The 26,887-nt window shown below is 71.3% G+C and carries 26 protein-coding genes; 11 read left to right on the top strand and 15 right to left on the bottom strand.

What is annotated here, in order from left to right:
• The first annotated feature begins 27 nt into the window (after positions 1–27).
• The 4 genes from ACZ5XS_RS07625 to ACZ5XS_RS07610 all read left to right on the top strand — a co-directional run bounded on the left by ACZ5XS_RS07625 (position 28) and on the right by ACZ5XS_RS07610 (position 4,345).
• The gene (locus ACZ5XS_RS07625; RefSeq protein WP_468648764.1) at positions 28–1,065 is read left to right on the top strand and encodes a PHP domain-containing protein; all 1,038 of its coding nucleotides are present in this window, start codon (positions 28–30) and stop codon (positions 1,063–1,065) included.
• 43 nt (positions 1,066–1,108) lie between these two features.
• Positions 1,109–1,765: an HAD family hydrolase gene (locus ACZ5XS_RS07620; protein WP_468648762.1), complete on the top strand. Its 657-nt coding sequence runs from the start codon at positions 1,109–1,111 to the stop codon at positions 1,763–1,765.
• Between the two features lie 45 nt (positions 1,766–1,810).
• Complete coding sequence (locus tag ACZ5XS_RS07615) at positions 1,811–3,055, top strand: FUSC family protein (RefSeq protein ID WP_468648760.1); 1,245 nt, start codon at positions 1,811–1,813, stop codon at positions 3,053–3,055.
• 261 nt (positions 3,056–3,316) lie between these two features.
• Positions 3,317–4,345 (top strand): SDR family oxidoreductase, encoded by a 1,029-nt coding sequence (locus ACZ5XS_RS07610; protein WP_468648758.1) that lies wholly within the window; start codon positions 3,317–3,319, stop codon positions 4,343–4,345.
• A gap of 60 nt (positions 4,346–4,405) precedes the next feature.
• On the opposite strand, the gene ACZ5XS_RS07605 is transcribed toward ACZ5XS_RS07610, so the two are convergent.
• Together ACZ5XS_RS07605 and ACZ5XS_RS07600 are read right to left on the bottom strand one after the other, a co-directional pair.
• Positions 4,406–4,687, bottom strand: coding sequence for a hypothetical protein (locus ACZ5XS_RS07605; protein WP_468648756.1), 282 nt, complete (start codon positions 4,685–4,687; stop codon positions 4,406–4,408).
• Between the two features lie 131 nt (positions 4,688–4,818).
• Complete coding sequence (locus tag ACZ5XS_RS07600; RefSeq protein WP_468648754.1) at positions 4,819–5,829, bottom strand: phosphotransferase family protein; 1,011 nt, start codon at positions 5,827–5,829, stop codon at positions 4,819–4,821.
• A gap of 186 nt (positions 5,830–6,015) precedes the next feature.
• Here ACZ5XS_RS07600 and ACZ5XS_RS07595 point away from each other — a divergent pair, with 186 nt between their 5' ends.
• The 4 genes from ACZ5XS_RS07595 to ACZ5XS_RS07580 all read left to right on the top strand — a co-directional run bounded on the left by ACZ5XS_RS07595 (position 6,016) and on the right by ACZ5XS_RS07580 (position 10,329).
• Positions 6,016–6,510 carry an FBP domain-containing protein gene (locus tag ACZ5XS_RS07595; RefSeq protein WP_468648752.1) on the top strand — a complete coding sequence of 165 codons (495 nt, stop codon included), beginning with the start codon at positions 6,016–6,018 and terminating at the stop codon, positions 6,508–6,510.
• A 136-nt stretch (positions 6,511–6,646) separates the two neighbouring features.
• Entirely contained in the window at positions 6,647–7,909 is a 1,263-nt protein-coding gene (locus ACZ5XS_RS07590; RefSeq protein ID WP_468648751.1) for an FUSC family protein, read from the top strand.
• Between the two features lie 54 nt (positions 7,910–7,963).
• The gene (locus ACZ5XS_RS07585) at positions 7,964–9,004 is read left to right on the top strand and encodes a hypothetical protein (protein ID WP_468648749.1); all 1,041 of its coding nucleotides are present in this window, start codon (positions 7,964–7,966) and stop codon (positions 9,002–9,004) included.
• 116 nt (positions 9,005–9,120) lie between these two features.
• A complete protein-coding gene (locus tag ACZ5XS_RS07580; protein ID WP_468648747.1) occupies positions 9,121–10,329 on the top strand; it encodes a lactonase family protein in 1,209 nt (402 codons plus the stop codon).
• Here the strand turns inward: ACZ5XS_RS07580 and ACZ5XS_RS07575 are convergent.
• Together ACZ5XS_RS07575 and ACZ5XS_RS07570 are read right to left on the bottom strand one after the other, a co-directional pair.
• A complete protein-coding gene (locus tag ACZ5XS_RS07575; RefSeq protein ID WP_468648745.1) occupies positions 10,297–11,022 on the bottom strand; it encodes a DUF2470 domain-containing protein in 726 nt (241 codons plus the stop codon). The genes ACZ5XS_RS07580 and ACZ5XS_RS07575 overlap by 33 nt on opposite strands.
• Before the next feature lie 110 nt (positions 11,023–11,132).
• Entirely contained in the window at positions 11,133–11,735 is a 603-nt protein-coding gene (locus ACZ5XS_RS07570) for a TetR/AcrR family transcriptional regulator (RefSeq protein WP_468648743.1), read from the bottom strand.
• Positions 11,736–11,842: 107 nt separating this feature from the next.
• On the opposite strand from ACZ5XS_RS07570, the gene ACZ5XS_RS07565 reads away from it, so the two are divergent.
• Positions 11,843–13,363, top strand: a complete 1,521-nt coding sequence (locus tag ACZ5XS_RS07565; RefSeq protein WP_468648741.1) for a cytochrome P450 — start codon at positions 11,843–11,845, stop codon at positions 13,361–13,363.
• On the opposite strand, the gene ACZ5XS_RS07560 is transcribed toward ACZ5XS_RS07565, so the two are convergent.
• Positions 13,325–14,155 (bottom strand): pentapeptide repeat-containing protein, encoded by an 831-nt coding sequence (locus ACZ5XS_RS07560; protein WP_468648739.1) that lies wholly within the window; start codon positions 14,153–14,155, stop codon positions 13,325–13,327. The genes ACZ5XS_RS07565 and ACZ5XS_RS07560 overlap by 39 nt on opposite strands.
• A 199-nt stretch (positions 14,156–14,354) precedes the next feature.
• Between ACZ5XS_RS07560 and ACZ5XS_RS07555 the strand changes: the two genes are divergently transcribed.
• Positions 14,355–14,555 (top strand): DUF5999 family protein, encoded by a 201-nt coding sequence (locus ACZ5XS_RS07555; protein WP_468648737.1) that lies wholly within the window; start codon positions 14,355–14,357, stop codon positions 14,553–14,555.
• A 1-nt stretch (position 14,556) separates the two neighbouring features.
• Here the strand turns inward: ACZ5XS_RS07555 and sigJ are convergent, their stop codons facing one another.
• The 10 genes from sigJ to ACZ5XS_RS07505 form a co-directional block, all read right to left on the bottom strand.
• On the bottom strand, positions 14,557–15,450 hold the full coding sequence (gene sigJ / locus ACZ5XS_RS07550; RefSeq protein ID WP_468648735.1) for an RNA polymerase sigma factor SigJ: 894 nt from the start codon (positions 15,448–15,450) through the stop codon (positions 14,557–14,559).
• A gap of 83 nt (positions 15,451–15,533) precedes the next feature.
• Entirely contained in the window at positions 15,534–16,151 is a 618-nt protein-coding gene (locus tag ACZ5XS_RS07545; RefSeq protein WP_468648733.1) for an FxLYD domain-containing protein, read from the bottom strand.
• A gap of 135 nt (positions 16,152–16,286) precedes the next feature.
• Positions 16,287–17,588 (bottom strand): alpha/beta fold hydrolase, encoded by a 1,302-nt coding sequence (locus ACZ5XS_RS07540; protein WP_468648731.1) that lies wholly within the window; start codon positions 17,586–17,588, stop codon positions 16,287–16,289.
• A 101-nt stretch (positions 17,589–17,689) separates the two neighbouring features.
• Positions 17,690–18,715 (bottom strand): LacI family DNA-binding transcriptional regulator, encoded by a 1,026-nt coding sequence (locus tag ACZ5XS_RS07535; RefSeq protein ID WP_468648729.1) that lies wholly within the window; start codon positions 18,713–18,715, stop codon positions 17,690–17,692.
• Between the two features lie 114 nt (positions 18,716–18,829).
• Complete coding sequence (locus ACZ5XS_RS07530) at positions 18,830–20,260, bottom strand: BNR repeat-containing protein (protein ID WP_468648727.1); 1,431 nt, start codon at positions 20,258–20,260, stop codon at positions 18,830–18,832.
• 65 nt (positions 20,261–20,325) lie between these two features.
• On the bottom strand, positions 20,326–20,646 hold the full coding sequence (locus ACZ5XS_RS07525) for an L-rhamnose mutarotase (protein WP_468648725.1): 321 nt from the start codon (positions 20,644–20,646) through the stop codon (positions 20,326–20,328).
• Positions 20,647–20,687: 41 nt separating this feature from the next.
• Entirely contained in the window at positions 20,688–21,773 is a 1,086-nt protein-coding gene (gene rhaS / locus ACZ5XS_RS07520; protein ID WP_468648723.1) for a rhamnose ABC transporter substrate-binding protein, read from the bottom strand.
• A 69-nt stretch (positions 21,774–21,842) separates the two neighbouring features.
• Positions 21,843–22,874, bottom strand: a complete 1,032-nt coding sequence (locus ACZ5XS_RS07515) for an ABC transporter permease (RefSeq protein WP_468648721.1) — start codon at positions 22,872–22,874, stop codon at positions 21,843–21,845.
• Positions 22,867–23,907, bottom strand: coding sequence for an ABC transporter permease (locus ACZ5XS_RS07510; RefSeq protein ID WP_468648719.1), 1,041 nt, complete (start codon positions 23,905–23,907; stop codon positions 22,867–22,869). The genes ACZ5XS_RS07515 and ACZ5XS_RS07510 overlap by 8 nt, the downstream gene beginning before the upstream one ends.
• On the bottom strand, positions 23,904–25,421 hold the full coding sequence (locus tag ACZ5XS_RS07505) for a sugar ABC transporter ATP-binding protein (RefSeq protein WP_468648717.1): 1,518 nt from the start codon (positions 25,419–25,421) through the stop codon (positions 23,904–23,906). Before ACZ5XS_RS07505 ends, ACZ5XS_RS07510 begins: the two co-directional genes overlap by 4 nt.
• Before the next feature lie 273 nt (positions 25,422–25,694).
• Here ACZ5XS_RS07505 and rhaI point away from each other — a divergent pair, with 273 nt between their 5' ends.
• Positions 25,695–26,855 carry an L-rhamnose isomerase gene (gene rhaI / locus ACZ5XS_RS07500; protein ID WP_468648715.1) on the top strand — a complete coding sequence of 387 codons (1,161 nt, stop codon included), beginning with the start codon at positions 25,695–25,697 and terminating at the stop codon, positions 26,853–26,855.
• The last annotated feature ends 32 nt before the right edge of the window (positions 26,856–26,887 follow it).

The following is a 26,887-nucleotide window of genomic DNA, read 5'->3' as shown; positions in this document are numbered from 1 at the left end:
TGGGGAACCCTTGAGGAGGAGGTGGCGATGGATCCCGTGGAGGCCCTGGAGCGGATCGGCTTCCTGCTGGAGCGGTCCCGCGAGCCGACGTACCGGGTGCGCGCCTTCCGGACGGCGGCCCGGGTGCTGGCCGCGCTGCCCGAGGACGAGGTGCGCGAGCGGGCGGACGCCGGGACTCTGGAGTCGCTGAAGGGCGTCGGCCCGAAGACGGCACAGGTGGTGCGTGAGGCGCTGGACGGCCGGGTGCCCGGCTACCTGGAGAACCTGGAGGGCGAGGCCGCGTCCCCGCTGGCCTCGGGCGGGGAGCGGCTGCGGGCGCTGCTGCGCGGGGACTGCCATCTGCACTCCGACTGGTCGGACGGCGGCAGCCCGATCGAGGAGATGGGCCGGGCGGCGGCGGAACTGGGCCACGAGTGGGCGGTGCTGACCGACCACTCGCCGCGGCTGACCGTGGCACGCGGGCTGTCGCCCGAGCGACTGCGCCGGCAGCTGGAGGTGGTGGCGGAACTCAACGAGACGTGGGCGCCGTTCCGCCTCCTCACCGGCGTCGAGTGCGACATCCTCGACGACGGCTCGCTCGACCAGGAGCCGGAGCTGCTGGAACAGTTGGACGTCGTGGTGGTGTCCGTGCACTCCAAGCTGCGCATGGACGCCCGCTCGATGACCCGCCGCATGGTGGCCGCCGTACGCGATCCGCACGCGGACGTCCTCGGGCACTGCACGGGACGGCTGGTGACGGGACGGGGGCGGCCGGAGTCGCAGTTCGACGCGGACGAGGTGTTCGCCGCGTGCGCCGAGTCCGGTACCGCCGTGGAGATCAACAGCCGGCCCGAGCGGCTCGATCCGCCGCGGCGGCTGGTCGGCCGGGCCATGGCCGCGGGCGTGCTGTTCTCCGTCGACACCGACGCGCACGCGCCCGGCCAGCTGGACTGGCAGATCCACGGGTGTGCGCGGGCGGAGGAGTGCGGGGTGCCCGCCGAGCGCGTGGTCACCACCTGGGCCCTGGAGGAGCTGCTGGCCTGGAGCCGGGAGGGCCGGGTTCCGGACCGAGTGGCGACCGGCTGACGTGGTACTCGTGCGGCGACAGAGCACAGGAAGGGACGGACGAATGGAACGGGCGGCCGTGTTCGACGTCGACGGGACCCTCGTCGACACCAATCACCTCCATGTCACCACCTGGTGGGAGGCCTTCCGCCAAGCGGGCCACCGGGTGCCGACGCACGCCGTCCACCGGGCCGTGGGACTCGGCTCCACCGACCTCATCGCCCATCTGCTGGGTGACGACCGGGACAAGGACCGGGACGCGGAACTGAGCGCCGCCCACAAGGCCCTGTACGGCCAGTACTTCGACCGGCTGCCCGCGCTGCAGGACGCCGGGCGGCTGCTGCGGCGACTGGACCAGCGGGGCTGGAGGGTCGTCCTGGCGACGTCCGCGAGCGGCACGGAACTCGACGCCCTGCGGCGCGCGATCGGCGCGGACGACGCGATCGCCGCCACCGCGAGCGCCGACGACGTCGCGGAGGGCAAGCCCGCCCCGGAGCCCGTCGAACACGCCCTGGAACTGGCCGAAGTGCCCGCCGAGAGTGCCGTGTTCGTCGGCGACACGGTCTGGGACATGCGCGCGGGCACCCGGGCCGGGGTGCGTTGCGTGGGCGTCCTGTGCGGCGGCATCCCCCGCGCGGACCTGGAGGAGGCGGGCGCGACGGCGATCTACGCCGACCCCGCCGACCTGTTGGCGTCGTTGGACGACAGCCCTCTGAGCTGAGCCGCCCGGAGGTGAGGGGCGGCGCCACTCGGATACCCACCCGGAATGATCCGAGTGACAGATGGGGTACGCGTGCGCTCCGCCCGCCCGGCCGACGCCCTGCGGCGAGAGGCACACGTCGTGGGGCAGGCGGTACGGGCGGTCTGGCGAGGACCCGGGCGGGAACGCGATCTGGTCGTCCAGTCGCTGAAGGCAGCGGCGGCGGCACTGCTCGCCTGGTACGTGGCGAGCGACTGGATGGGCGACCCGATGGCGCTGATGGCGCCCTGGGTGGCGCTGGTGCTGGTGCAGGCGACGGTCTACAGCTCGCTCATGCAGGCCGCGCAGCAGTTCGCGGCGATCTGCGTCGGGGCACTGCTGGCGTCGGGAGCACAGTGGCTCACCGGCGACACACTGGGTGCGCTGGCCCTGTGCGCGCCGGTGCTGATGCTGCTCTCGAACTGGCACCGCTTCGGCGACCAGGGCATCTACGGTGCGACCACCGCCGTGTTCACCCTCGCCACCGGCACGGTCACGGCGTCGGCGGTGGGACACCGGGTGGGGCAGGCGGCGCTGGGCGCGGTCATCGGGATCGCCGTCAACGCGCTCGTCCTGCCGCCGATCCATCTGCGGGACGTACGGGAGAACCTGGCAGCACTCGCCGGGGAGACGGGCGACCTGCTGCACAGCCTCGCCTGCGATCTGCGGGACACCGACTGGGGCCCGCAGTCCGCCGCGGACTGGTCGAGCGCCTCGTCACGGCTGGAGCGGCGGCTGGGGGCGCTGAGGTCGGCCCGCGGCTGGAGCCGGGAGAGCCTGCGCTTCACCTCCGGCCCGCTGCGGGCCCTGCACCGGGTGCCGCCGACCGCACCGCCCGTCGAGGAGGACGAGCGCTGGAGCCGTATCACCGGCCATGTGGGAGCGCTGACCCGGACTCTGGCGGTGGCGGCCGACGGCGACCGCTCACCCACTCCGCCCGACGGTCCCGCGCTGCGTTCGTACGCCCGTCTCCTGGAGCTGATCGGGGACGTGTGCCACGCGGAGCACCGGCGGCTGCTGGGCGCCGACGAGGACACCCGCCCGGACAGCGAGGCCGAGGCAAGGATGCGGAAGCTGCACGAGGAACTGCAGGGCGAGCTGGGGGAGCACGCCGCCCACGACGCGGGCAGGACGGCCGTTCTGGGGACGCTGCTGCTGCAGGCGGACAACCTGTGGAACGAGGCTCTGCCGGAGACGCCGCCCGGTGACCGTGACACGGATCACCGCGCAGGGCGCGGGAGCATGGAACATCCACGGGTGGTTGCCCGTTGAACAGACCGTGGGTGCGGATGGGACAGTGTCCCCGGGCCTCACCTTTTGCCCACAGGGCCGATCGTCCGGCTGAAGCCCTGTGGAGCCTTTCGCCGAGAGGCGACCGCCATCCGCGCCCACACCTGAACCAGCCCCGACCGTGATTCCCCCGTCCGGTCGGGGCTTCCCCCTTTCTGCTCGGCGGGTCCGTGGGCCGCGTGCATCGCCGACGGCCGGGTACTCGGGCGGTCCCGTCGGACCCGCGGCCGAGAGGAGCCGAAGGTGAGCAGCACAACGGGCAGCAGGATCGTGGTCACGGGCGCCACCGGCAATGTCGGCACCAGTCTGGTGCGCCTCCTCTCCGAGGACGAGAAGGTCGGATCCGTGCGGGGGCTGGCCCGCCGGCTCCCCGACTGGGAGGCCCCGAAGACGGAGTGGTCGGCGGTCGACCTGGCGTCCGACCAGTCCGACCTGATCAGGGAGTTCGAAGGCGCCGACGCAGTGGTCCATCTCGCGTGGGCGTTCCAGCCGACGCACGACCCGGCGACGACCTGGCGCACGAACGTGCTCGGTTCCATCCGGGTGTTCGACGCGGTGGCGACGGCCGCCGTACCGACCCTGGTGCACGCCTCGTCCGTCGGCGCGTACTCGCCGGGACCGAAGGATCACGCGGTGGACGAGACCTGGCCGACGCACGGCTGGCCGGACGCCGCGTACTGCCGGGAGAAGGCCTATCTGGAGCGGGCCCTGGACACGTTCGAGCGCGACCACCCCGGCATCCGGGTGGTGCGGATGCGGCCCGCCTTCCTCTTCAAGCGGGAGTCGGCGAGCGAGCAGCGCCGCATCTTCGGCGGGCGTTTCCTGCCCGGCCAGCTGGCACGGCCCGATCTGCTGCCCTTCCTCCCCGACATCCCGGGTCTGCGCGTCCAGGCCCTGCACACCGACGACGCGGCCAAGGCGTACCGGCTGGCCCTGGGCATGAACGTCAACGGGCCCTTCAACCTGGCGGGCGAACCCCCCGTCGACGCGGAGCTGCTGGGCGAGATGCTCGGCGCCCGACCCGTACGGCTGCCGCGCCCGGCGGCACGCTCGGCGATCGCCGCCGCCTGGGGCCTGCACCTGCTGCCCGCCTCCCCGCACCTGTTCGACGCGGTCCTCAGGCTCCCCCTGATGGACTGCACCCGCGCCCGCACGGAACTCGGCTGGCGGCCGGACCACACGGCCCCGGAGGTGCTGGAGGAGTTCCTGCTGGGCATGCAGCAGGGGGCGGGCGCGAGGACGGCGCCCCTGCAGGGCCACAAGGTCGGCTGACCGTGGATTTACGCCCTGCGTCCGGCGGCAGTCGCCGGGCGCAGGGCGTATGGCGCGCGGTCAGGCGGAGGGTTCGTCCGGTACCGGCTGTTCGGGGTGGACGGCGCCCGATTGCGGGGCGCCTCGCCGGCCCGTTCCCGACTCGTCCGTGTCGGGGACGTCGGCGGTGGGCTCGTCGGACTCCGCAGCGTCCGCGGCCTCGTCGGTGTCGAGGGTGTCGCCCCGGGCGCGACCGGCGCCGACCTCCCAGGGGTCCTCGCCGTCGTGCGCCTGCTGGTCCGGCAGGTCCCGGGGCACGGGCACCCCGTTCTCGCCGGGGCCTTCGTCGCGGTGCTCGGCCACGGTGTCCTCCCTTCACGCGGTTCGGGCGCCACGCGAGTACCTCCGCGATGACCAGCGAAACGTCAGCGGGGCGTCGGCTCCTCCAGGGCGTCCGCCAGGTCGGCGCAGCAGGGTGGCACAAGAGGCGACATTCAGCGAGGGGCCAGGTCCTCGATCTCCTCCAGGGCCGCGACGAGTTCCGGGGCGACCGCCTCCCGGACCCAGCGCTGCTGGTCGGAGTCGGCTGCCCGCGGAATCGTCTCGCTGAGCATGATCAGGTACAGGTAGGCGCGGTAGAGGGCGAGGCGGACCTGGGCCGGAGTGTCGAAATCGGCCCGCCCGCCGGCTTCCCGGTAGCCCGCGAGGAAGGCCTCGTCCTTCCTGATGTCGCCCAGCAGTGCCAGGGAGACGAAGTCGGCGAGGGGGTCGCCCCAGAACATGCGCTCGCCGTCGATGAGCCCGCCGATGCGGGGCTCCTCCCCCGCCGGGCGGTCCAGGAGGATGTTCCCCTCCCACAGGTCGAAGTGGACCAGGCAGGCAGTGGTGACCTCGTCGAGCGCGGGGAGGGCGGCCCGGAGTGTACGTGCCACCTCGTCGGCGGTCCGGGGCAGTGGGGCCCGGTAGCGGCGGGCGTCGTCCAGAATCGCCTCGACCATGCCCCCGAAGGCCGTCCGCCACTCGGATGCGAGCGGTCCCAGGGCGCCCGACGGATAGCCGAAGCCGGGCCCGGTCACCGTGTGCAGCCGAGCCACCTGGCGGCCCAACTCGGCGCGCAGCAGCGCGCGTTCGGGTCCGGGTCCGGGTCCGGGTCCGGCGAGGGACCTGTTCCAGGGTTCGCCGGGGCAGGCCGTCATCAGCAGATGCGGTACGGCGGTGTCGACGCCGGCCGCCACGACGTGCGGCGCGGATACGCCGGCCTCGGCGGCCGCCCGGTAGAACTCCGCCTCGGAGACCAGAAGGCGGCTCTCGTACCGCAGGCCCGGCACGGTCGGCGCGGGGGCGACCTTCAGCACGTAACGGCTGCCGTCGGTGAGGAGAAGTTCCTCGACGGTGTTGTAGGTGCCCCCGGTCAGCGGGCGGACGCGAGTGAGGCGGTCGGCGGGCAGGCCCGCCTCCGCCAGCACACGTCGGGCCCGTTCCCAGATCTGCGTCGATTCCCCCACTCGCACCCACCCCTCCCCGCGTCATGTGCAACAGCGCGGCCCGCGCCCGCGGCGCCACCACGTCCGGGAAATCCACTGGCCTCTCCCGCTCGTGCCTGCCTACCCTGACCATCAACCTAATACCCCTAGGTTTCACTGCACGAGCACGAGCACGAGCACGAGCACGAGCACCCAGGAGACTCCCCCATGAGATCACTCACCGAACACGACATCCGCACCTCGTTCGTCAACTGCTCGAAGGGAGAGGCCAAACGCCTGCCCCTCCCCCGGGACCTCGGCCAACGCCCGTGGGACGACCTGGACTTCCTGGGCTGGCGGGATCCCGGGGCACCCGACCGCAGTTATCTGGTCACCGAGCGGGAGGGCCGAGCGGTCGGCGTCACCCTGCGCTTTCCCTCCTCCCAGCGCGGCTTCCTGCACCGCAGCATGTGCTCGCTGTGCCTGACCACCCACCCGGGCGGCGACGTCTCCCTGATGACCGCCCGCAAGGCCGGCCCGGCGGGCCGCGAGGGAAACTCGGTGGGCCTGTACATGTGCACCGATCTGGCATGCTCCCTCTACCTGCGCGGCAAGAAGGCCCTGGAAGCCGGGTCCCGCTTCGAGGAGAGCCTGACCCTGGAGGAACAGATCGTCCGGACGAGGGGCCATCTGATCGCCTTCCTGGACAAACTGCACGCCTGACCTGGCAGCCGTACCGCAGCCTCGCGCACCTGACGCACCCGACGTCGGAGCGGAATGACAAACTACGTTTCCTTGCGGACAGTTTCCGTCCTCAATGAGTACCTTCGGTACATCCGTGGAAGGGGACAGCCCGAGGATGCGAGACGTACGGGAGTGGACGACAACCCTGGTGCGCTTTTTGAAGCGGCACCGGGATCCCGTCGTCGTACAGGCGCTGCGGTCGTCGGCCGCGGCGACGATCGCGTATGTCATCGCGCTGCGCCTCAGTCCCGAGGCGGCTCCGCTCACCGCTCCGCTGACCGCGCTGCTGGTCGTCCAGGTCACCCTCTACTCCACGCTCACCACCGGTATCCGACGGGTGAACTCCGTGGTGGCGGGGGTCTTCGTCGCCATCGCCTTCAGTCTGCTGGTGGGTCTGACCTGGTGGAGCCTCGGGCTGTTGATCGTGGCGGCGCTGGCCGTCGGGCATCTGGTGCGGGTCGACGAGTTCGTGCCCGAGGTGGCGATCAGCGCGATGCTGGTGCTCGGGGTCACGACCGTCGGGGACACGGCGTGGGCGCGGGTGCTGGAGACCCTGATCGGCGCGGTCGTCGGCCTGGGCTGCAATCTGCTGTTCGCCCCGCCGGTGTGGGTGGGCGAGGCCGGGGAGTCGATCGAGGGGCTGGCCCGCCGGGTGCGGCAGTTGATGCTGAGCATGGGCGAGGAGGCCGCGGGCCGGACGCCCGTCGAGCACGCGACGGCCCACCTGCACGAGGCGCGCCGGCTCGACCACGACATCGTCGAGGTGGACGCGGCGCTGCGGCAGGCCGAGGACAGCCTGCGGCTCAATCCGCGTGTGAAGGAGGGCCTGCTGCACCGGGTGGTGCTGCGCACCGGCCTGGACACGCTGGAGATCTGCACGGTCGTGCTGCGTGTTCTCGCGCGCACCTTCACCGATCTCGCCAAGGAGCGCGAGTCCGAGCCCCGTCCACGATCCTTCGCGCCGGAGACGGGCGCCGCCGTGGAGCGGCTGCTGTCGGAGATCGCGGATGCCGTGGTCAGCTTCGCGGTCCTGGTCACCACCCCGGTGAGCCTGAACGCCGATGCGGCGGAGTCCCGGCTGACCGCCGAGTTGCGACAGGCCGCGGCCACCCGCGACAAGCTGGCCCAGCTGCTGCTGGAGGAGGTCCAGCGCGACGCCCGGCAGTGGCAGCTGCTCGGTGCCGTCCTCACCGAGGTGAACCGGATCCTCGACGAGCTCGACACCGAGCACCGCTCGCGTCGCCTCCTGGAGGAACTGGACCGCGTCTCCCGCGAGCAGCGCGAACGCATGCCGCGGCTGACCCGGCTGCGGGAAAGTCTGCACGTGCCCGAGCAGCTGCGCCGGAACCGGACGGACGCCGAGCGGCGTTCAAGGTGAAGAAGTCACCTTGAGGCGGCGTGCCTGAGGGGCCGGGACGAAGGGGGCGTGTCGATGACCGACACCACCGTGCGGATCGACGGGAACACACTGCGGCTGCCGGGCGGTGCGGCGGTGCGGTTCGTGCGCACGCTGCGGCTGCCCGAGACGGGCACGCATCCGCTGCCGCCGGGGCTCGGCGAGTTCCCCGTCCGGCGGGTCTCCGACTACCCGGACACCGTCCCCGAGCAGTGGCGGGCGCGCGGCGGCGTGATGCTGCCGGTGTACCTGCGGGAGGCGATGTGGCTCAGCTTCTCGGGCACGAGGGAACCGGCCGCGTTGCAGGTCGGGGTGGGCAAGGTGTGCGCCGTCTCCGGCAGGCCCTGGAGCGACCGGCTCGCGCGTGATCCGCAGAACTACGTCGTGCTGCCGCGCCAGCCGTGGCTGGACGGCATCAACTCCGGGAAGGGCACGGTCCGCCAGTTCGTGGCGGTGCCGCTGGGTCTCGGCGCGACCGTCGAGGGCCAGGTCACGGGCGAGGAGGTGTGGGGCGGCGTGCAGCTGCAGTCGTTCCCGCTGGACGACAGGCCGCTGGCCCGGTGGCGCGAGGAGGAGCGGCTGCGGGCCGAGCGGGCTCGGGCGATGCCGGCGCCGGGCAAGAGCTACGGAGCGGCCATGCCCATGGCGATGGCGCCGGCGGCTCCCGCCGCGACCGCGGGCCCGCCGCGGGCAGCGGCCGCGATGGGCCTCGGCGTGGGCGGTTCGATGCGCCAGGAGGTCTACCGGGACGACCGGCCGCTCACGGACTGGGCGGAGCAGCCCGCGGGGCGGGTGTTCGTGCACCTGGTGACACCTCCCGAGTGGCGCCGCATCACCGGCGAGGCGCCCCCGGCGTCGCCCGTGGACCGTGCCGCGTACACCCGTGCCGGGCTGCCCTGGTTCGACTACTACGACCAGGACGCCGAGGACCTCACGGCCACGGACACCCTCCAGGGCGTCAAGCCGGTCGGCGACTGGCTGGGGGACGACCACGAGCCCTGGCAGGCGCCTTCGCCGCAGCAGGTGCAGCCGCTGAAGGACGCGCCGGGAAAGCCGGTCGAGGACGGCGACTGGTAGGCGACGGGGCCGGCGGGTTGTTGCGTCATACGCAACGCGCGATGCCGTTGTTGCACGTGTCGGGTGATCCACGTCAAGGTGGCTGTCGCGAGGGAACGACGACCTGAGGTGTGCACATGGGCAGTGAGGGCTGGAGCAGGCGCCGATTCGTCGGCGCCCTGGCAGGGGCGGGTGCCGCGGCCGTACTGCCCGGGTGCGACGACGCGCCGCCGCCCACCGACCCGACGGCCGCCGGGACGCGGACGGGAGCCGCCGAGGCGAGTCCGAGCGCTCCGGCGCAAAGCCGCACGCCCTCCGGCCCCCGCCCGCTCTACGTCGGCACGTACACCTCGGTGGAGGGCGGCGGCACCGGCATCGGCCTGGCCACCTACGACGCCACGAGCGGCCGTATCAGCAAAACCGGCACGCTCACCGGCGTGGGCGACCCGTCGTACCTCGCGGTGCATCCGGACGGGGGCACGCTGTACGCGGTCAGCGAGCGCGAGGCGGGCGCGGTGACCGCTGTCCGGCTCGCCGACCGCAGGGTTCTGGGGAGCCGCGGCACCGGCGGCGCGGGCCCCTGTCATCTGTCCGTGCATCCGGGCGGGCGCTGGCTTCTCAGCGCCAACTACGGGTCCGGCAGTGTGGCCGTGCACCCGATCGACGCCTCGGGCGCCCTCGGTGAACGCGCCGACCTGGTCACGCACTCCAGTCCGGCGCCCGGACCGGGTCAGGAGGGGCCGCACGCCCACCAGTTCGTGACGAGTCCGGACGGCGGTCATGTGCTCGCCGTCGACCTGGGCACGGACACCGTGTACACCTACCGCCTGGACGAGAAGTCCGGCCGGCTCGCCGAGGTCGCGCAGGCGCACACCCGGCCGGGTGCCGGGCCGCGGCACCTCACCTTCCACCCCGGGGGGCGGCACGCGTATCTGGCCAACGAGGTCGACAACACGGTCGCGGTCTGCGCGTACGATCCGGACGGCGGCCGGCTGACCGTCGGCGAGGCCCAGTCGACGGGCACGGGGTCGGGCACGAACTATCCGGCGCAGATCCTGGTGACGTCGAACGGCGCGTACGCCTATCTCGCCAACCGGGGCCACAACAGCCTCACGCGGTACGCGGTGGAGGCGGACGGCGCCCGGCTCCGGCTGCTCGACACGGTCGCGGTGTCGGGTGACTTCCCGCGGCAGATCGCCTTCTCGCCGGACGGGACGCTGCTGTTCGCGGCGAATCAGAAGTCCGGCACGGTGAGCGTCTTCCACGTGGACGAGGGCAGTGGTGAACTGCGGCTCGCGGGCGAGCCGTTCGCGTCACCCGTCGCCGTCTGTGCGCTGCCGCTGTAGCGCTCGTGGGCAGGTGGCGGTGCCGGCCTGGGCGAGCAGGACGTGCATCCGCTCGGTGAGCTGGGCGACGTCGTCGGCCGGCCGGTGGAAGGCCAGCCTTACGTCGCCGTGGGCCCGGGCGCGTTCGATGCGCAGCGTCAGCCCGCGCCGGTCGACCGCCAAGGGCTGGACGCGGACCGCGCCGTGCAGGCTGTCGGAGTCGACGAGGCGGGTGAGCCGCTCGACGGCGTCGGCGTGGCAGTCGGCGAGGTGCGTGAGCAGCCGGGCCTCGGCCGTGGCCAGTGGGTCGGGTGCGGCGGCGGCGAACTCGTCGAGGGCCACGACCACCGCGCCGGACGCCAGGCGCAGCACCACCCGGGTGGCCTGGAAGGCCAGGTGGCCGTCGTCGGGGACGAACCATCCCGCCATCCACAGCCGGGCGCGGATCCGGCTGCCCACGGGGACGGGCGCGACGTCGGCGAACTCCAGGACGGCGGACGGCTCCCCGCGGGGCGCGCAGATCGCGGCCGTGAGCAGGGTGCTGTCCTCGGGCACGTGCAGGAGCACCCGCCCGTCCTCGGTCACGGTGTGCGCGCCGACGAACTCCTCGCGTCCGCCCTCCGCGGTCACCGCGCAGGACCACGCGGCGGCGAGCACCGACCGGGCCCGTTCCGCCGCGGAAGGCGCGGCCGTCCAGGTTTGGCTGTCACCCATCCCAAAACCTCCTTAGGTAAGCCTTGCCTAACCTATCGAAGATCGGGGCGGAAGCCAACCACGGTCGGCGACGAATGTCCCGGGACGGGCCGAACGGCCGGGCCGTCGGATCAGATGACGCCCAGCAGCGCCCGGGCGCACAGGTCCCGCACCTGTTCCCGGGAGAGGTCCGAGCCGCGAAGCCACTCCAGACTCACTGCGGTGATGAACCCCAGCCACCCCCGGACGGCCAGCTGCAGGTCGGGCCGCGTCCGCGCGAGCGGGCCGAACTCGGGATCGGCGGCCAGGGTCGCGAGAATCTGCCGCTCCTGCGCGGCCAGCGCCCGCCGGTAGACCCTGCGCACGGACTGGTCGCCCGAAGCGTCGGCGCGGTGGAAGGCGCGGTAGCCGTGCGCGTGGGTCCGGACGTACTCCAGGTACGCGTCGAGTCCGGCGGCGAGCTGCTCGCGCACCGGCACCCCGGGCACGGCCGCCGACATCCGCAGCATCCGCTCGCTCTCGCGCTCCACCACCGCCGCGAAGAAGTCCCGCTTGGTCGGGAAGTAGTGGTAGAGCAGCCCACGCGAGACACCGGCGATCTCGGCGACCTGCTCGATCCACACCTCGTCGTACGGGCTCTCCGAGAACAGCCGCTCCCCCACCGACAAAAGCTGTTCCCGGCGCTCCTCGGTGCTGAGCCGGCGGCGTGCGCGTGCGCCCTGGTTCGCGGCCATGCCCGCACTTTACTTGACGTCGGTTCAACAGCGGGACCAGACTGGAACGCGCTGTTGAACCGACGTACAACAGTCCAACCGGCCGCTGCGTCAAGGGAGATGGGGCCATGGCACAGACCACGACCGAGGCCGGGCTGCCCGCCGGATTCCGCGGCGCGGAACAGGGCTGGCCGGAGCTGCACCGCATCCCCCACCCGCCGCGCCGGATCCCCCTGCTCGGTGACGTGATCGGCGTCGACAGGCGCACCCCCCTCCAGGACACCTTGCGGTACGCCCGGCAGCTGGGGCCGATCTTCCGGCGCAGGGCGTTCGGCCGGGAGTTCGTGTTCACCTGGGGCGCCGGCCTCGTGGCCGACCTGGCGGACGAGTCCCGGTTCGCCAAGCACGTGGGTCTCGGGGTCGCCAACCTGCGGCCGGTCGCCGGGGACGGACTGTTCACGGCGTACAACCACGAGCCCAACTGGCAGCTGGCGCACGACGTCCTGGCCCCGGGCTTCAGCCGGGACGCCATGGAGGGCTACCACGCGCTGATGCTGGCGGTGGCCGGCCGGCTCACCGGCCACTGGGACCGCGAGCTGGTGGCGGGCCGGGCGGTGGACGTGTCCGGCGACATGACCAAGCTGACCCTGGAGACGATCGCGCGGACCGGCTTCGGGCACGACTTCGGCTCCTTCGAACGCGTCCGGCCGCACCCCTTCGTGACCGCGATGATCGGCACGCTCACCTACGCGCAGCAGCTGAACAGCGTGCCCTTCCCGCGGTTGCTGCGCCGGGCCGCGCGTCGCAACGAGGCCGACATCGCGTACCTCAACCGCACGGTCGACGACCTGGTCCGCGCCCGGCGTACGGCGGGCGGGGACGGCGGCTCGGACCTGCTGGACCGGATGCTGGACACGGCACACCCCGAGACCGGCGAGCGGCTGTCCGCGACGAACGTGCGCCGTCAGGTCATCACCTTCCTGGTCGCCGGCCACGAGACCACGTCGGGCGCGCTCTCCTTCGCCCTGCACTACCTCGCCCGGCACCCGGACGTCGCCGCCCGGGCCCGCACCGAGGTCGACCGGGTCTGGGGCGACACGGAACGGCCCGGCTACGACCAGGTGGCGAAACTGCGGTACCTGCGCCGGGTGCTGGACGAGACACTGCGGCTGTGGCCGACGGCGCCCGCCTTCGCCCGGGAGGCCCGGCAGGACACGGTGCTGGCCGGAGCGCACCCCATGCGGCGGGGCGCCTGGACGCTGGTGATCACGCCGATGCTGCACCGCGACCGGGCGGTCTGGGGAGCCGACGCCGAGGAGTTCGACCCGGACCGCTTCGAGGCGAAGGCCGTACGGTCGCGTCCCCCGCACACCTTCAAACCGTTCGGGACGGGGGCGCGGGCGTGCATCGGGCGGCAGTTCGCGCTGCACGAGGCCACGCTGGTCCTCGGCCTGCTGCTGCGCCGCTACGAGCTGCGGCCCGACCCGGACTACCGGCTGCGGGTGACCGAACGGCTCACGCTGATGCCGGAGGGGCTGCGGCTGCACCTGGAGCGGCGGGCAGTCACCACCACGGACCCGGTTGCCACGACCGCCGGCGAGGCGGCCTCCTCAGAGCCGCGCTGTCCAGTGCACGGGGCGGGTGACTGACTGCGGCAGCCGGGTGCCCGCGCTGCCCCGGGCCGCGTTCAGCTGTGGCTGGGTGAGGAAGAAGGCGTCGGTCAGGTCCGCGTCGGTCAGGTCGGCGTCACGCAAATCGGCGCCGATCAGGTCCGCGCCGCGCAGGTCGGCGCCGGTGAGGTCGGCGGCGATGAGGTAGGTGCCGCGCAGGTTGGCGCCCCGCAGGTCGGCGCCCCCCAGGCGGGCGCCCATCAGGTCCGCGCCGCGGCGGTTCTTCTTCTTGCCGGGTATGCCCGCCCGGACCAGCTCGCTGGTCCTGAGCAGGAGCACGTTGACCTCCTGCCGGTGTGCGCCGACGTCCAACCGGCCGAGTTCCTCGGGGGTTTGCCGGGTGAGCGCCTCGGTCCGCTCCAGCGCCCGGCCGAGGTCGGCGTGGACCGGGCGGGCGGCGGGCAGGGCACGCGCCTCGGTGAGGTACCAGAGCAGTTCGTGGAGCTGACGGACGACCGGGAAGACGTCGGCCATGCGCCGGGCGTCCTCGCGCGAGCCCGTCCGCCAGTCCCGGCCGCCGAAGGTGACCTGCGAGACCTTCTGGCCGGCGCCGAAACAGTCGTAGACCGTACAGCCGGTGAAGCCCTCGGTGCGCAGCCTGGCGTGGATGCCGCAGCGGTGGTCGCCCCGGAGGTTCGGGCAGGGTTTCCCGGCCTCCTTGTCGATGGCGAAGTCCGCCGACGCGGCGAAGGGCAGGGCGACGCAGCACAGACCGAAGCACTGCTCGCAGTCGCCGCGCAGCCCGGCCCGGTCGGTCTTATGGTCTGACATGACCTCCAGAGTACTTTCCCGCAGGTCATGCCCCGGCCGGCGTCCGTCCGGCGCCGGGCCGAGGCGCGTGGGCCGGAAATCTCACCGACGGTATTCCGGCCTTGTGGGGGCCTTCTCATCCAACGGAAAACAAGCTCGGCTACCACTGGGATACGAGCCGAACGCGGCAGGAGCCGTACCCGGACCGAGGAGAGACGTCATGTGCAGCCACCAGTCGCCGTGCCCTTCCGCCGAAAGCCCCGACCACCAGTCCGCCGTGATCGTGTCGGCCCACCCCGAACAGGGCTGGAGCCTGCTGTGCAACGGCACCATCGTCTTCGACGACACCGGTGAACTCCTGCCCGACGGACGGGTCGTGAGCCCGCACCGCACGCCGGGCACACCGGCCCTGGCCGCCTGACTCAGCCGGTCGCGCCCGGCACGTCGAGGCCGGCCAGACGCTCGGGGTCGGCCAGGATCTGCATCCTCACGATGCGGCCGTCCACGACGGTGACGCCCATGACCGACTGCAGCTGCCCGTCGTGGGCGTGGAGCAGGCCGATCTCGCCGTTGACGAGCGCCAGTTGGGCGAACGGGGCGAACTGACGGAACATCATCGCCTGTCCGGCCACGGCCTTCGCGCCCCGCACCAGCTTCGAGGCGGCCGCACCGCCGGCCAGCACCCCGGAGTCGACCCGCAGCACGATGTCGGGGTGGAGGACCGCGAGCAGCGCCTCGAAGTCTCCGGTGCGGCTGGCGGCCAGGAAGGCCTCGACGACCTGGCGTTGCCTGCCGAGGTCGGGTTCGGCGGAGGGCGCGGCCCCCTGCACGCGGCGCCGGGCCCGGCTGGCCAGCTGGCGGGTCGCGGCGGGACTGCGCTCCAGGATCGACGCGATGTCGTCGAACGGCACCGCGAACATGTCGTGCAGCACGAACGCGAGGCGCTCCGCGGGCTCCAGGGTCTCCAGGACCACCAGGAGGGCGAGACCGACCGAGTCGGCCTGGAGTGCCTCCTGTTCCGGGTCGGTCGGCGTCAAGGGCCGGATCACCGGGTCGGGAACGAAGGTGTCGTCGAGGGGGTCCTCGCGGCGCACGGTGCGCGAGCGCAGCAGGTCGAGACAGACCCGGCCGACGACGGTGGTCAGCCAGCCGCCGAGGTTGTGGATGTCGGCCGCGTCGGTGCGGCTCAGCTTGAGCCAGGTCTCCTGGACGGCGTCCTCCGCCTCGGCCAGTGAGCCGAGCATGCGGTAGGCCACCGCCCGCAGACGCCCACGGTGTTCTTCGAAGCGGTCCGCGAGCAGCTCCGTGCCGTTCATGCCGTCCCCCCAAGACGATCCCGGTGCCGTGTGACGGCATGATGATCCCATCACACGCTCGCCGGAGTGTGAACGTCTTCTCCTCAATACCGCTGCGCCTTGGCCAGTTTCGGCGTCAGGACCGGTTCGGCCGGCTTGCGGCTGATGGCGAGCGGCTGGGCCTTCTCGCCGGGTTCGAGGTCCTCGGCGCCGACGTACCGGGTCTCGACGGCCTTGCCGGAGTCGTCGAGGAAGTCGACCTGGGCGGCGTACGACGCGGTCGTGTCGGTCTTGTTGGTGATGGTGACGACGACGGCGAGCAGGCCGCCGGTCTCCGAGCGCGGCATGCCGGTCATGGAGACGTCGGACAGGGCGTTGCCCTGCCCCTCGACGTCCTCGAGCTCGGTCTCGGCGGCCCGGTTGGCACGCTCCACCTCGGCCGACACCGAGGCCTCGAAGGAGGCCGCGGCGGCCGAGGCGGAGGACGCCGCCGCGGAGGCCGCCGCACGCGCCGACTCGACGGCGGAGGAGGCCGCCGACTTGAGCGGGGTCGGCGGCGTGCCCGAGAAGGAGGCCGTGTCGGGGGCGGTCGGCCGTGCGGTGGCCGGCTCGTCGGCACTGTCGTTGTCCGTGCCGCACGACACCAGGGCGAGCGCGGCGGCCACCGCCAGTGCGACACCGGCCGACCGGGACCGGACGAGAGTGACGATGGGTTCGGGCATCCGAGCCTCCTGAGCCGCCGAGCCAACGAAACGCACCTTATGCCGGAATTTCCGGCCCGGCATGTCGGCTCGGCCCGGCCTCGGGCCTCGTCGCGGGTGTCAGACCTCGTCCGGGTGTCAGACCTCGTCCGGGTGTCAGGCCTCGTCGCGGGTGAGTGCCAGCAGCCGGTCCAGCACGCGTGGGCCGCCCGCCCGCACACCGTCGTGTTCGAACTCGTCGGTGACCCAGGTGCGCAGACCGCGGATGGCCCGGGCCGTCTCCAGGGAGTGGGTCGCGTCGACGTACATGTCGTCGTGGTAGACGGCGGCCGCGACCGGCACCTCGTTGGCCGCGAGGCGGGCCCGGTCGTACAGCGGGGTCCAGTCGGTGCGGGCGGCGAGGAGTCCGGCGGTCTCGCGCAGGGGGCGCAGCGCCGGGTCGCAGTCGAACATCCAGGGGTGCACGGACTCGCCGGTGAACAGCAGCGGTCCGTCGCCCGCGAGGGTCTTGGCGGCGTCGAAGCCGGGGAACTCGGCGCGGACGCGTTCGGCCGCCCAGGCGGTGGGGCGCCGGTCCTGGCCGTAGATGGCCTCGTGGACCAGGGCGTACAGGGGGTGGCTCGCGTACGACAGGAGGGACTGGACCTCTTCCTGGAACGCGTCGGACAGGACGGGGCCCTGCGGGGTGCGGACGAAGGCGCCTTCCAGGAGGAAGTGCAGGCGGTGGCTGCCCTCGCCGCCGCCGAGGAGGATGCCGAGGGACTGGAAGGCCTCGGCGGTGAGCCGGTAGCCGCCCGGCAGGACCGGCTCGTGCCGCAGGACGTACTCGGCGATCCGGCGGGCGCGGTCGACGTCCTGCGGGTAGCGCTCGTAGTGCGCGGTGACCTTGCGTTCGATGCGCGGGAACGCGGCCCGGTAGACGTCGTCGGCGTGCGCGTCGAGCGAGGGCAGACCGCCGGTGATGACGACGGCGCTCAGTGCTTCGGGGGCGGTGGACAGGTAGGTCACCGCGCAGAAGCCGCCGAAGCTCTGGCCGAGGACGGTCCAGGGGGCGCCGCCGGTGACGGAGGGGCGGATCGCCTCGCAGTCCCGGACGATCGAGTCGGCCCGGAAGCGTGTGAGGTAGTCGGCCTGTTCGGCGGGGCCGCCGCGCAGCGGGAGCGTCTGGCGGTTGGCGGGGGTGGAGCGGCCGGTGCCGCGCTGGTCGAGGAGCAGGACGCGGAACTCCTTCAGGGCGCGTCCGAGCCAGGCCGGCTTGCCGACGAAGCGGGTCGCACCGAAGCCGGGGCCGCCCTGGAGGTAGACCAGCCACGGCAGGTCCTGGTCCGTCTTGTCGCTCGCGACGACCTCGCGGGCGTAGAGCTCGATGCTCTCCCCCGCCGGGTCGTCGTGGTCGAGGGGCACGGTGAAGTGGCGGTCGGTGAGGACGACGCCGGGCTGACGGTAGGTGAGGGTCAACGGTGCTCCCGGGACGGACGGACTGCGGGCCGCGTCCCAGTTCAGCACATGTTCGTCCGGCCACCGACCCCCGGGATCATGAAATCCTACTGAACGCGTGGTCAGCGCGCGGAGAGGCTGGAGCGACGCACCACGAGTTCCGGCTGGAGCACGACCCGCCGGTGTTCGTGCCCCCGCGGCGAGGTCTCCTCCTCCGTCTCCTCCAGCAGGAGCTCGGCGGCCAGGGCGCCCATGGTGACGGCGGGCTGGCGGACCGAGGTGAGCGGGACGGCCGCGGCGGCGGCGAACTCGATGTCGTCGTAGCCGACGATCGCCAGGTCGTCGGGGACGCCGACACCGGCCGCGTACATGGCCTGCAGGACGCCCAGGGCGAGCAGGTCGTTGGCGCAGAACACGGCGGTCGGGCGGTCGGCGAGGCCGAGCAGGCGGGCGCCGGCGTCCCGGCCGGCGGCCACGTCGAGGCGTTCGGTGGGCAGTTCCCGCAGGGCTTCGGGGCCGAGTCCGGCCTCGGCCAGCGCGTTGAGCGCGCCGGTACGGCGGTCGCGGACCTGGTTGAGGCCGGGCGGGCCGCTGACGTACGCGAGGGAGCGGTGTCCGGCGTCGACGAGGTGGCGTACGGCGAGCGCGCCGCCCGCCACGTCGTCGACGGACACCGAGCACTCGGTGGTGCCCTCGGCGACCCGGTCGACGAGGACGAAGGGGATGCCGTGGCGCCGGAAGGAGCCGATGTTGCGACCGGTCGCGTCGGCGGGGGTCAGCAGGACGCCCCGCACCCGCTGCTCGGCGAAGAGCGAGAGGTAGTCCGCCTCCTCCCCCGGGTTCTGGGCACTGTTGCAGACCATCACGCCCAGGCCGGCCGCGCGGGCGGCCCGTTCGGCACCGCGCGCGACGTCGACGAAGAAGGGGTTGCCCATGTCGAGGACGAGCAGGCCCATGATCCGGCTGCGGCCCGCGCGGAGCTGGCGCGCGGACTCGCTGCGGACGTAACCGAGGCGGTCTATCGCGGACAGGACCCGTGCCCGGGTCTCGGTGGCGACCGTGTCCGGACGGTTGATGACGTTCGAGACGGTGCCGACGGAGACTCCGGCGGCACGGGCGACGTCCTTGATACCCACCGACTGGGCCATCGGGCGGAGACCTCCAGGAGATGAGGAGCGGCGGGTGTGCGTTCACACTACCTTCGTGGTTGTCACGCACCCGCCACTGCGTCGGTCACGGTTTCCCGGTCCCGACGGTACGGATCAGGCGGGCAGGCTGAAGTTGATCGAGCGGAGCGCCGAGGGTGTCGTGCCGCTGGACTTCTCCTGGTACATGACCGACAGGTAGTGGTCCGCGCCGATCCGTGACTCGTCGAACACGACCTCGCCGAAGGCGTTCAGGCCGGCGCCGACGCCGTCGTAGAGCATCGTCCAGTCGGTGTACCCCGAGGCAGCGGACGCGGCGGCGATCCGGAGGAAGGGGAAGATCGCGTAGGCGTTGTCGTACTTGTCGAGAAACAGCTTGGTGCGCTGGCTGGAGTTCAGCGGCACCGGTATCTCGGTCTTCTGCCAGGTGCCGGAGGCGTTCTTGCGGACGTGGAAGGCACGGCCGCTGTTGGTGCGGTTGGTGACGTAGTTCGTCGTGCACTGCCCGAAACGGCCGGGGACGTAGCTGATGACGGCGTGGGGGCGTCCCGCCGAGTCGGTCCACTGGCTCTCCTGGTTCATCAGGGAGTGGTCCGGGTTCAGCGAGTCGATCACCAGTCCGCTGTCGGTGACGGCGACCTTGTCGGAGCTTCCGGTGGTGCCGACGACAGCGCCCGCGTTGTTGCGCCAGGTGCGGCCGCGGTCGTCCGAGTAGACGTAGCCGGTGTCGTGGTTGGTGATGCCGCCGCTGCTGCACATCACGGCGCCGTTCTGCTCGCGCCAGGTGAAGAAGGAGTGCAGGCGCCCGTTCGTGTCGTAGTCGATGCCGTGCAGGTACATGTTGCGGGCCGTGCTCGAGCCGTGCTCGCTGGTGTAGGTGCCGGTGGAGCTGCTCCACTCGCCGAGGTTGGTCCAGGACGTGCCGTCGTACTCGGCGATCGCGTTGCGGCCGTTGCCGGAGACGGCGACGCGGTAGCTCAGCTGGAGCTTGCCCTCGGGCGTCGAGATGAACTGCGGGTAGGTGAACTGCGAGGTGAGGGCGAGGCCGTCGAGGGTGGACTGGGGAGCGCCGAAGCGGCTCGTGGTCCAGCTCAGTCCGCCGGGGTTGTCCATGAGCCCGGCCACCGACTTGACGTAGGTGAAGCCGTCGCTGTGGGAGTCCATGTTGAGGTGCAGCCGGCCGTCGACCTTGGAGATGCCCATGGAGATGACATTGTGGGAGTCGTCGTACCGGAGGGTGTGACCGACCTTGACGGTGGACCAGGTGTTCGAACCGAACACGCGGCGGCCGACGACGGCGTTGCGGTCCGCGGTGTACCAGACGGCGTACTGGTAGCCCTTGTAGGTCAGCATCGCGTTCTTCTGGAACGCGTTGTTGTTGACCAGGCCGTTGTACGACACGAAGAAGAGGGCCTGGGTGTCGAGCGTGGTGGTACCGGTCTGGGTGACCGAGGGGCCGGGGTCGGCGGCCCGTGCGGTGCCTGCGGCGAATACGGGGGTCATCACGGCTCCGGCGAGGGCGGCGCCCAACAGCGTACGTCTGTTCATCTCGGGGGGACTCCGTTGTCGGCGAGGTGAGCGCGGGGATCAGGCAGGGGGGCGAGCGGGCGGGGTCAGGCGAGGTGGAACACCTCGGTGAGCGGTTTCATGGCCTCGTCGGGCCGGGCGCCGTCGAGGGACTCGAAGAACGGCGCCATCTCCTTCTGCCAGCGGGCGTTGACCTCGGCGGCCTCCATGCCTGCCTTGGCGGCCTCGAAGTCCTCGGTCTCCAGGTAGCCGACGAGCAGTCCGTCGTCGCGCAGGAAGAGCGAGTAGTTGTGCCAGCCGGTGGCCGAGAGAGCTTCGAGCATCTCCGGCCACACGGCGGCGTGCCGTTCGCGGTACTCGTCGATCCGGTCCTGTCGGACTTTGAGCAGGAAACAGACGCGCTGCATGAGGTACCGCTCCTTAGCGGGGTGTGGAAGAGGACTGACGACTAGAAGTTGAACTGGTCGATGTTGTCCTTGGTGAAGACGGTCGGCTTGCCGAGGCTGATCACGCCGTCCTTGCCGATGGTGAACTCGCCCATGTCACCGGCGGTGAAGGTCTCGCCCTCCTGACCGGTGATCTGGCCGGAGACCAGCGCCACCGAGGTACGGGCGGCCAGCTCGCCGAGCTTCGACGGGTCCCACAGCTCGAAGCCCTCGACGGTGCCGTTCTTGACGTACTTGCGCATGTCGTTCGGGGTGCCGAGGCCGGTCAGCTTGACCTTGCCCTTGTACTTGGAGCCCGACAGGTACTGAGCGGCGGCCTTGATGCCGACGGTGGTCGGGGAGATGATCCCCTTCAGGTTCGGGTACTCCTGGAGCAGGCCCTGGGTCTGCTGGAAGGACTTCTGGGCGTCGTCGTCACCGTAGACGACCTTGACGAGCTTGATGTCCTTGTACTTCGGGTCCTTGAGCTCGTCCTTCATGAAGTCGATCCAGACGTTCTGGTTCGTCGCGGTCTGCGCGGCCGACAGGATCGCGATCTCGCCCTTGTAGCCGATCTGCTCGGCGAGCAGCTGGACCTCGGTGCGGCCCAGGTCCTCGGCGCTGGCCTGCGAGACGAAGGCGTTGCGGCACTCCGGCTTGGTGTCGGAGTCGTAGGTGACGACCTTGATGTCGTTGCTCATGGCCTGCTTGAGCGCGGTGCACAGGGCGCCCGGGTCCTGCGCGGAGACGGCCATCGCGTCGACCTGCTGCTGGGTGAGCGTGTTGACGTAGGAGACCTGGCCGGAGGTGTCCGTGGCGCTGGACGGGCCGACCTCCTTGTAGCTGGAGCCCAGCTCCTTCAGGGCCGCCTCGCCGCCCTTGTCGGCGGAGGTGAAGTACGGGTTGTTGACCTGCTTGGGCAGGAAGCCGACGGTCAGGCCCTTCTTGAGGGCGGCGTTCGGGTCGGCCTTGCCGGCGGAGGCCGCGGAGGCGGTGCTCTCGCTCTTCACGTCCTCCTTGGTGGTGCCGCCGCAGGCGGTGGATGCCAGGGCGAGGGAGGTGACGGTGGCGAGGACCGCACAGGAGCGGCGGAGGGTCGACTTGCGCATGAGGGTTCCTTTGTCGCTGAGGGGCGGGCGGGTGGGCGTGTGCGAGGTCGGCGGTGGGGGGCCAGCCGTTCAGGAGACTGGAGTGGGCGCCTTTGGCACCGGCGCTGAGGCGGCTCTACGGCCGGCCCTCGCGACGGAGATCTGACGTGCGACCCGGGGGCCGAGCACGGAGAGGACGAGCAGGACGCCGGTGACGACGATCTGCGACTGGGCGGAGACATCCGAGAGGCTCATCACGTTCTGCAGGGCGCCCAGCAGGAAGACTCCCGCGATCGCGCCGCCGAGCGTGCCCTTGCCGCCGTCGAAGTCGATGCCACCGAGCAACACGGCCGCGACGACCGAGAGTTCGAGGCCCGTCGCGTTGTCGAAGCGGGCACTGGCGTAGTGCAGGGCCCAGAAGATGCCGGTGAGGGAGGCCATCAGGCCGGTCACCGTGAACAGGAGCAGCTTCTGCCGCTTGACGCGGATGCCGGAGAAGCGCGCGGCCTCCTCGCTGGCGCCGATCGCGTAGAGGGAGCGCCCGAAGGGGGTGAGGTGCAGGGCGACCACGGCGATGACGAGCAGCACCAGGAAGGGGATGAAGGCCTGCGGGACGAAGCTCTCGCCGATCCGGCCGGCCGCGAAGTCCAGGTACTGCGTGGGGAAGTCGGTCACCGAGTCGGAGCCGAGCACGATCTGTGCGATGCCCCGGTAGGCGGCGAGGGTACCGATGGTGACGGCGAGGGAGGACAGGCCGAGGCGGGTGACCAGCAGGCCGTTGATCAGTCCGCAGACCACGCCGAGGAGGAGGCAGATCGGGATGATCGCCTCGATGGTCATGCCCTGGTTCCACAGGGCGCCCATCACCGCGCCGGACAGACCGGCGGTGGAGGCGACCGACAGATCGATCTCGCCGGCGACCACGAGCAGCGTCATCGGGAGGGCGATCAGCGCGATCGGCAGGGTGTTGCCGATGAGGAAGGACAGGTTGAGCGCGTTCCCGAAGCCGTCGACGGTGGTGAAGGACAGCAGGAGCACCACGATCAGGAGCGCGCCGACGGCTGAATCCCACCTTTTCAAGGCGGACCAGCGACTCGCGCGCGACAGGGTGGAGTCAGCCATGGCGGGCGTTCCTCTTCTTCAGAGCGGCCGCCACCCGCAGCGCGACCACACGGTCCACGGCGATGGCGAGGATGAGCAGGATGCCGTTGATCGCGAGCACCCAGACCGAGCTGACGCCGAGGGCGGGCAGCACACTGTTGATGGAGGTCAGCAGCAAGGCCCCCAGGGCCGCCCCGTAGACGCTGCCGGATCCGCCGGTGAAGACGACGCCACCGACCACGACCGCGCTGACGACGGTCAGTTCGTAGCCGTTGCCCGTGCCGGAGTCGACGTTGCCGAACCGGGCCAGGTACAGCGCGCCCGCGAGTCCGGCGAGGGCGCCGCAGAAGGTGTACGCGATCAGGATCCGCTTGCGCACCGGGATGCCGGCGAGACGGGCGGCCTCCGGGTTGGAGCCGAGCGCGTACAGCTCGCGGCCGCTGCCGAAGTGCTTCAGGTAGTACGCCGTCGCCACCAGCACCACCACGGCGATCAGCGCCAGGTACGGCACCGCGGAGAGTCCGCCGGAGCCGAAGTCCACAAAGCCGTCGGGCAGGTCGGCCGCGGTGATCTGCCGGGAGCCGACCCAGATCGAGTCGATGCCCCGGATGATGTAGAGCGTGCCGAGGGTCACGACGAGTGCGGGTACCTGGCCGAGGCTCACGAGAAGGCCGTTGAGCAGGCCGAAGCCGATACCCAGCAGGACCGCCAGGACCACGGCCACGACCGCGTTCCCGCCGCCCTGGAGATACGTACCGGCGGCGAAGGCGCTGATGCCGAGGGTGGAGCCGACCGACAGATCGACGTTCCGCGTGATCACGACCAGCGACTGGCCGATGGCGACCAGCACCAGGATGGTCGCGTTGAGCAGCAGGTCCTTGATGCCCTGCTCGGTCAGGAACTCGCTGTTGCCCAACTGGGTGATGACGATCATCACCAGGAAGACGGCCAGGATGGCGAGTTCACGCATCTTGAAGACGCGGTCCACCAGCCGGGTGCCACTGGACTTGGGCACCTCGGTGACGGGGGTGTTCTCAGGGGTGGTCACCGTCATGCGGCGGCCCTCCCGGTGGCTGCGGCCATCACGGATTCCTCGGTGGCTTCGGAGCGAGGGATCTCGGCGGTGAGTCGGCCCTCGTGCATCACGAGCACGCGGTCGGCCATACCGAGGATCTCGGGCAGGTCGGAGGAGATCATCAGCACGGCCACCCCGTCTGCGGCGAGCCGGCCGAGGAGGCGGTGCACCTCGGCCTTCGTACCGACGTCGATGCCCCGGGTGGGCTCGTCGACGATCAGCACCTTCGGGCCGGTGGCGAGCCACTTGGCGAGGACGACCTTCTGCTGGTTGCCGCCGGACAGGGTGTTGACGGTGTCGGCGATCCGGGCGTACTTCACCTGGAGCTTGACGGCCCAGTCGAGGGAGCGGCTGCGCTCGGCGCCGCGGTCGACGAGGCCGGCCTTCACCGTCGTACGGAGTCCGGTGAGCCCGATGTTCCGCTCGATGGACATGTCCATCACCAGGCCCTGGGCGCGGCGGTCCTCGGGCACCAGGGCGAGCCCGGCGGACATGGCGGTGGAGGGGGCTCCGTTGGTGAGCGCCTTGCCGTCGATGTCGACCTCGCCCGCGTCCCAGCGGTCGATGCCGAAGACGGCGCGGGCGACCTCCGTACGCCCGGCTCCGACGAGGCCGGCCAGGCCGACGATCTCGCCGCGGCGGACGTCGAAGGAGACGTCGGTGAAGACGCCCTCGCGGGTCAGCCGGCGCACGCTGAGCGCGACGTCGCCCGGCTCGACCTCCTGCTTGGGGTAGAGCTCGTCGAGGTCGCGGCCGACCATGCGGCGGACCAGGTCGTCCTCGGTCATCCCGTCGATGAGTTCGCTGGATATCCAGGCGCCGTCGCGCAGCGTGGTGACCCGCCGGCAGATCTGGAAGATCTCCTCCAGGCGGTGGGAGATGAAGAGGACGGCCGAGCCCTGCTCGCGCAGGGTGCGGACGACGCCGAAGAGCCGGGCCACCTCACTGCCGGTGAGAGCCGCCGTGGGCTCGTCCATGATCAGGACCCGGGCGTCGAAGGAGAGCGCCTTGGCGATCTCGACGATCTGCTGGTCGGCGATGGACAGGCCGCGGGCGGGGCGGTCGGGGTCGAGTTCGACGCCGAGCCGCTGCATCAGGGCCAGGGTCGCGGCGTGCGTGGCCTTGTGGTCGATCCGGCCGAGAGCGCGCCGTGGCTGGCGGCCCATGAAGATGTTCTCGGCGATCGACAGGTCGGGAAAGAGCGTGGGCTCCTGATAGATCACGGCGATACCGGCGTCGCGTGCGTCGCCGGGGCCGTGGAAGAGGACGGGCTCGCCATCGAGCAGCACCTGGCCGGCGTCCGGTCGGTGGACCCCGGCGAGCGTCTTGATGAGGGTGGACTTGCCCGCGCCGTTCTCACCAGCGAGGGCATGTACCTCGCCGGGGAACAGCTCCAGGGAAACGTCCCGCAGTGCGCGCACCGCTCCGAAGGACTTGGAAACGTCCTTGAGCGACAGCACAGGGGCCGGACCCGCTTCGGACGGGTGGGTCATGGGGGCTCCTCGACAACGCCGGCGGAGGCCGTCTCAGCGTCATGAAAGGTTTCAACTCGGTTGCCGGGACGTTAGGCATGCAGCGCATGTCGCGTCAATGGTTCCGTGTCGAAAACATTTCGATACGGGTAAGTCACGGCGTGGTCACGAGCAAAAGTCTGGGTCACAGGGCTTGACACCCCTTCGGGGGGCTCATAGCTTCGCCTTTTGAATCGTTTCATCATGAAGCCCTTTTCAGAAGGCTTTCCGACCCGACGTCACAGGAGCCCCGAAGTGACCGAACTCGCCGCCGTGAAGGCCGCTCTCAAGACCCAGGCAGTGGAGACGCCGTCGTGGGCGTACGGGAACTCGGGGACGCGTTTCAAGGTGTTCGCGCAACCGGGTGTCCCCCGCGATCCATGGGAGAAGCTCGCCGACGCCGCGAAGGTGCACGAGTTCACGGGCGTGGCACCGACGGTCGCTCTGCACATCCCTTGGGACAAGGTCGAGGACTACGCGGCGCTGGCGAAGTTCGCCGAGGAGCGAGGTGTGAAGCTCGGCGCCATCAACTCGAACACGTTCCAGGACGACGCCTACAAGTTGGGCAGCATCTGCCACGCGGACCCGGCGGTGCGGCGCAAGGCGCTCGATCACCTGCTGGAGTGCGTCGACATCATGGACGCCACCGGTTCGCGGGACCTGAAGCTGTGGTTCGCGGACGGGACGAACTACCCCGGTCAGGACGACATCCGGGAGCGGCAGGACCGGCTCGCGGAAGGTCTGGCGGAGGTGTACCGGCGGCTGGGCGACGACCAGCGGATGCTGCTGGAGTACAAGTTCTTCGAGCCGGCCTTCTACCACACCGACGTACCGGACTGGGGTACCGCCTACGCCCACTGCCTCAAGCTCGGCGAGAAGGCCCAGGTGGTCGTCGACACCGGGCACCACGCCCCGGGGACCAACATCGAGTTCATCGTCGCCACGCTGCTGCGGGAGGGGAAGCTCGGCGCGTTCGACTTCAACTCGCGGTTCTACGCGGACGACGACCTGATGGTGGGGTCCGCGGATCCCTTCCAGCTGTTCCGGATCATGTACGAGGTGATCCGCGGGGGCGGGTTCACGCCCGAGGTCGCGTTCATGCTCGACCAGTGCCACAACATCGAGGCGAAGATCCCCGCGATCATCCGGTCGGTGATGAACGTCCAGGAGGCCACGGCGAAGGCGCTGCTCGTGGACCGGGAGGCGCTGGACGTGGCGCAGCGGTCGGGGGACGTGCTGGAGGCGAACGCGGTGATCATGGACGCGTACAACACGGACGTGCGGCCGTTGCTTCGCGAGATGCGCGAGGAGATGGGGCTCGACCCCGACCCGATGGCCGCGTATCGGCGGTCCGGGTGGGCCGCGACGATCGTGGCGGAGCGGGTCGGTGGACAACAGGCGGGTTGGGGGGCGTGAACGGCTGCATGGCGTCTGCCGGGTAATGCCGG

The sequence above is a fragment of the Streptomyces sp. NPDC033131 genome (assembly GCF_055578365.1).
The sequence above is the reverse complement of the archived record's forward strand: the minus strand, read 5'-3'. Positions and strand labels throughout refer to the sequence as shown.

Excerpts from the sequence above, each read along its gene's own strand:
- ACZ5XS_RS07625 (WP_468648764.1), top strand. The coding sequence starts at position 28 with ATGGATCCCGTGGAGGCCCTGGAGCGGATCGGCTTCCTGCTGGAGCGG.
- ACZ5XS_RS07620 (WP_468648762.1), top strand. The coding sequence starts at position 1,109 with ATGGAACGGGCGGCCGTGTTCGACGTCGACGGGACCCTCGTCGACACC.
- ACZ5XS_RS07615 (WP_468648760.1), top strand. The coding sequence starts at position 1,811 with ATGATCCGAGTGACAGATGGGGTACGCGTGCGCTCCGCCCGCCCGGCC.
- ACZ5XS_RS07595 (WP_468648752.1), top strand. The coding sequence starts at position 6,016 with ATGAGATCACTCACCGAACACGACATCCGCACCTCGTTCGTCAACTGC.
- ACZ5XS_RS07590 (WP_468648751.1), top strand. The coding sequence starts at position 6,647 with ATGCGAGACGTACGGGAGTGGACGACAACCCTGGTGCGCTTTTTGAAG.
- ACZ5XS_RS07585 (WP_468648749.1), top strand. The coding sequence starts at position 7,964 with ATGACCGACACCACCGTGCGGATCGACGGGAACACACTGCGGCTGCCG.
- ACZ5XS_RS07580 (WP_468648747.1), top strand. The coding sequence starts at position 9,121 with ATGGGCAGTGAGGGCTGGAGCAGGCGCCGATTCGTCGGCGCCCTGGCA.
- ACZ5XS_RS07575 (WP_468648745.1), bottom strand. The coding sequence starts at position 11,022 with ATGGGTGACAGCCAAACCTGGACGGCCGCGCCTTCCGCGGCGGAACGG.
- ACZ5XS_RS07570 (WP_468648743.1), bottom strand. The coding sequence starts at position 11,735 with ATGGCCGCGAACCAGGGCGCACGCGCACGCCGCCGGCTCAGCACCGAG.
- ACZ5XS_RS07565 (WP_468648741.1), top strand. The coding sequence starts at position 11,843 with ATGGCACAGACCACGACCGAGGCCGGGCTGCCCGCCGGATTCCGCGGC.
- ACZ5XS_RS07560 (WP_468648739.1), bottom strand. The coding sequence starts at position 14,155 with ATGTCAGACCATAAGACCGACCGGGCCGGGCTGCGCGGCGACTGCGAG.
- ACZ5XS_RS07555 (WP_468648737.1), top strand. The coding sequence starts at position 14,355 with ATGTGCAGCCACCAGTCGCCGTGCCCTTCCGCCGAAAGCCCCGACCAC.
- sigJ (WP_468648735.1), bottom strand. The coding sequence starts at position 15,450 with ATGAACGGCACGGAGCTGCTCGCGGACCGCTTCGAAGAACACCGTGGG.
- ACZ5XS_RS07545 (WP_468648733.1), bottom strand. The coding sequence starts at position 16,151 with ATGCCCGAACCCATCGTCACTCTCGTCCGGTCCCGGTCGGCCGGTGTC.
- ACZ5XS_RS07535 (WP_468648729.1), bottom strand. The coding sequence starts at position 18,715 with ATGGCCCAGTCGGTGGGTATCAAGGACGTCGCCCGTGCCGCCGGAGTC.
- ACZ5XS_RS07530 (WP_468648727.1), bottom strand. The coding sequence starts at position 20,260 with ATGAACAGACGTACGCTGTTGGGCGCCGCCCTCGCCGGAGCCGTGATG.
- ACZ5XS_RS07525 (WP_468648725.1), bottom strand. The coding sequence starts at position 20,646 with ATGCAGCGCGTCTGTTTCCTGCTCAAAGTCCGACAGGACCGGATCGAC.
- rhaS (WP_468648723.1), bottom strand. The coding sequence starts at position 21,773 with ATGCGCAAGTCGACCCTCCGCCGCTCCTGTGCGGTCCTCGCCACCGTC.
- ACZ5XS_RS07515 (WP_468648721.1), bottom strand. The coding sequence starts at position 22,874 with ATGGCTGACTCCACCCTGTCGCGCGCGAGTCGCTGGTCCGCCTTGAAA.
- ACZ5XS_RS07510 (WP_468648719.1), bottom strand. The coding sequence starts at position 23,907 with ATGACGGTGACCACCCCTGAGAACACCCCCGTCACCGAGGTGCCCAAG.
- ACZ5XS_RS07505 (WP_468648717.1), bottom strand. The coding sequence starts at position 25,421 with ATGACCCACCCGTCCGAAGCGGGTCCGGCCCCTGTGCTGTCGCTCAAG.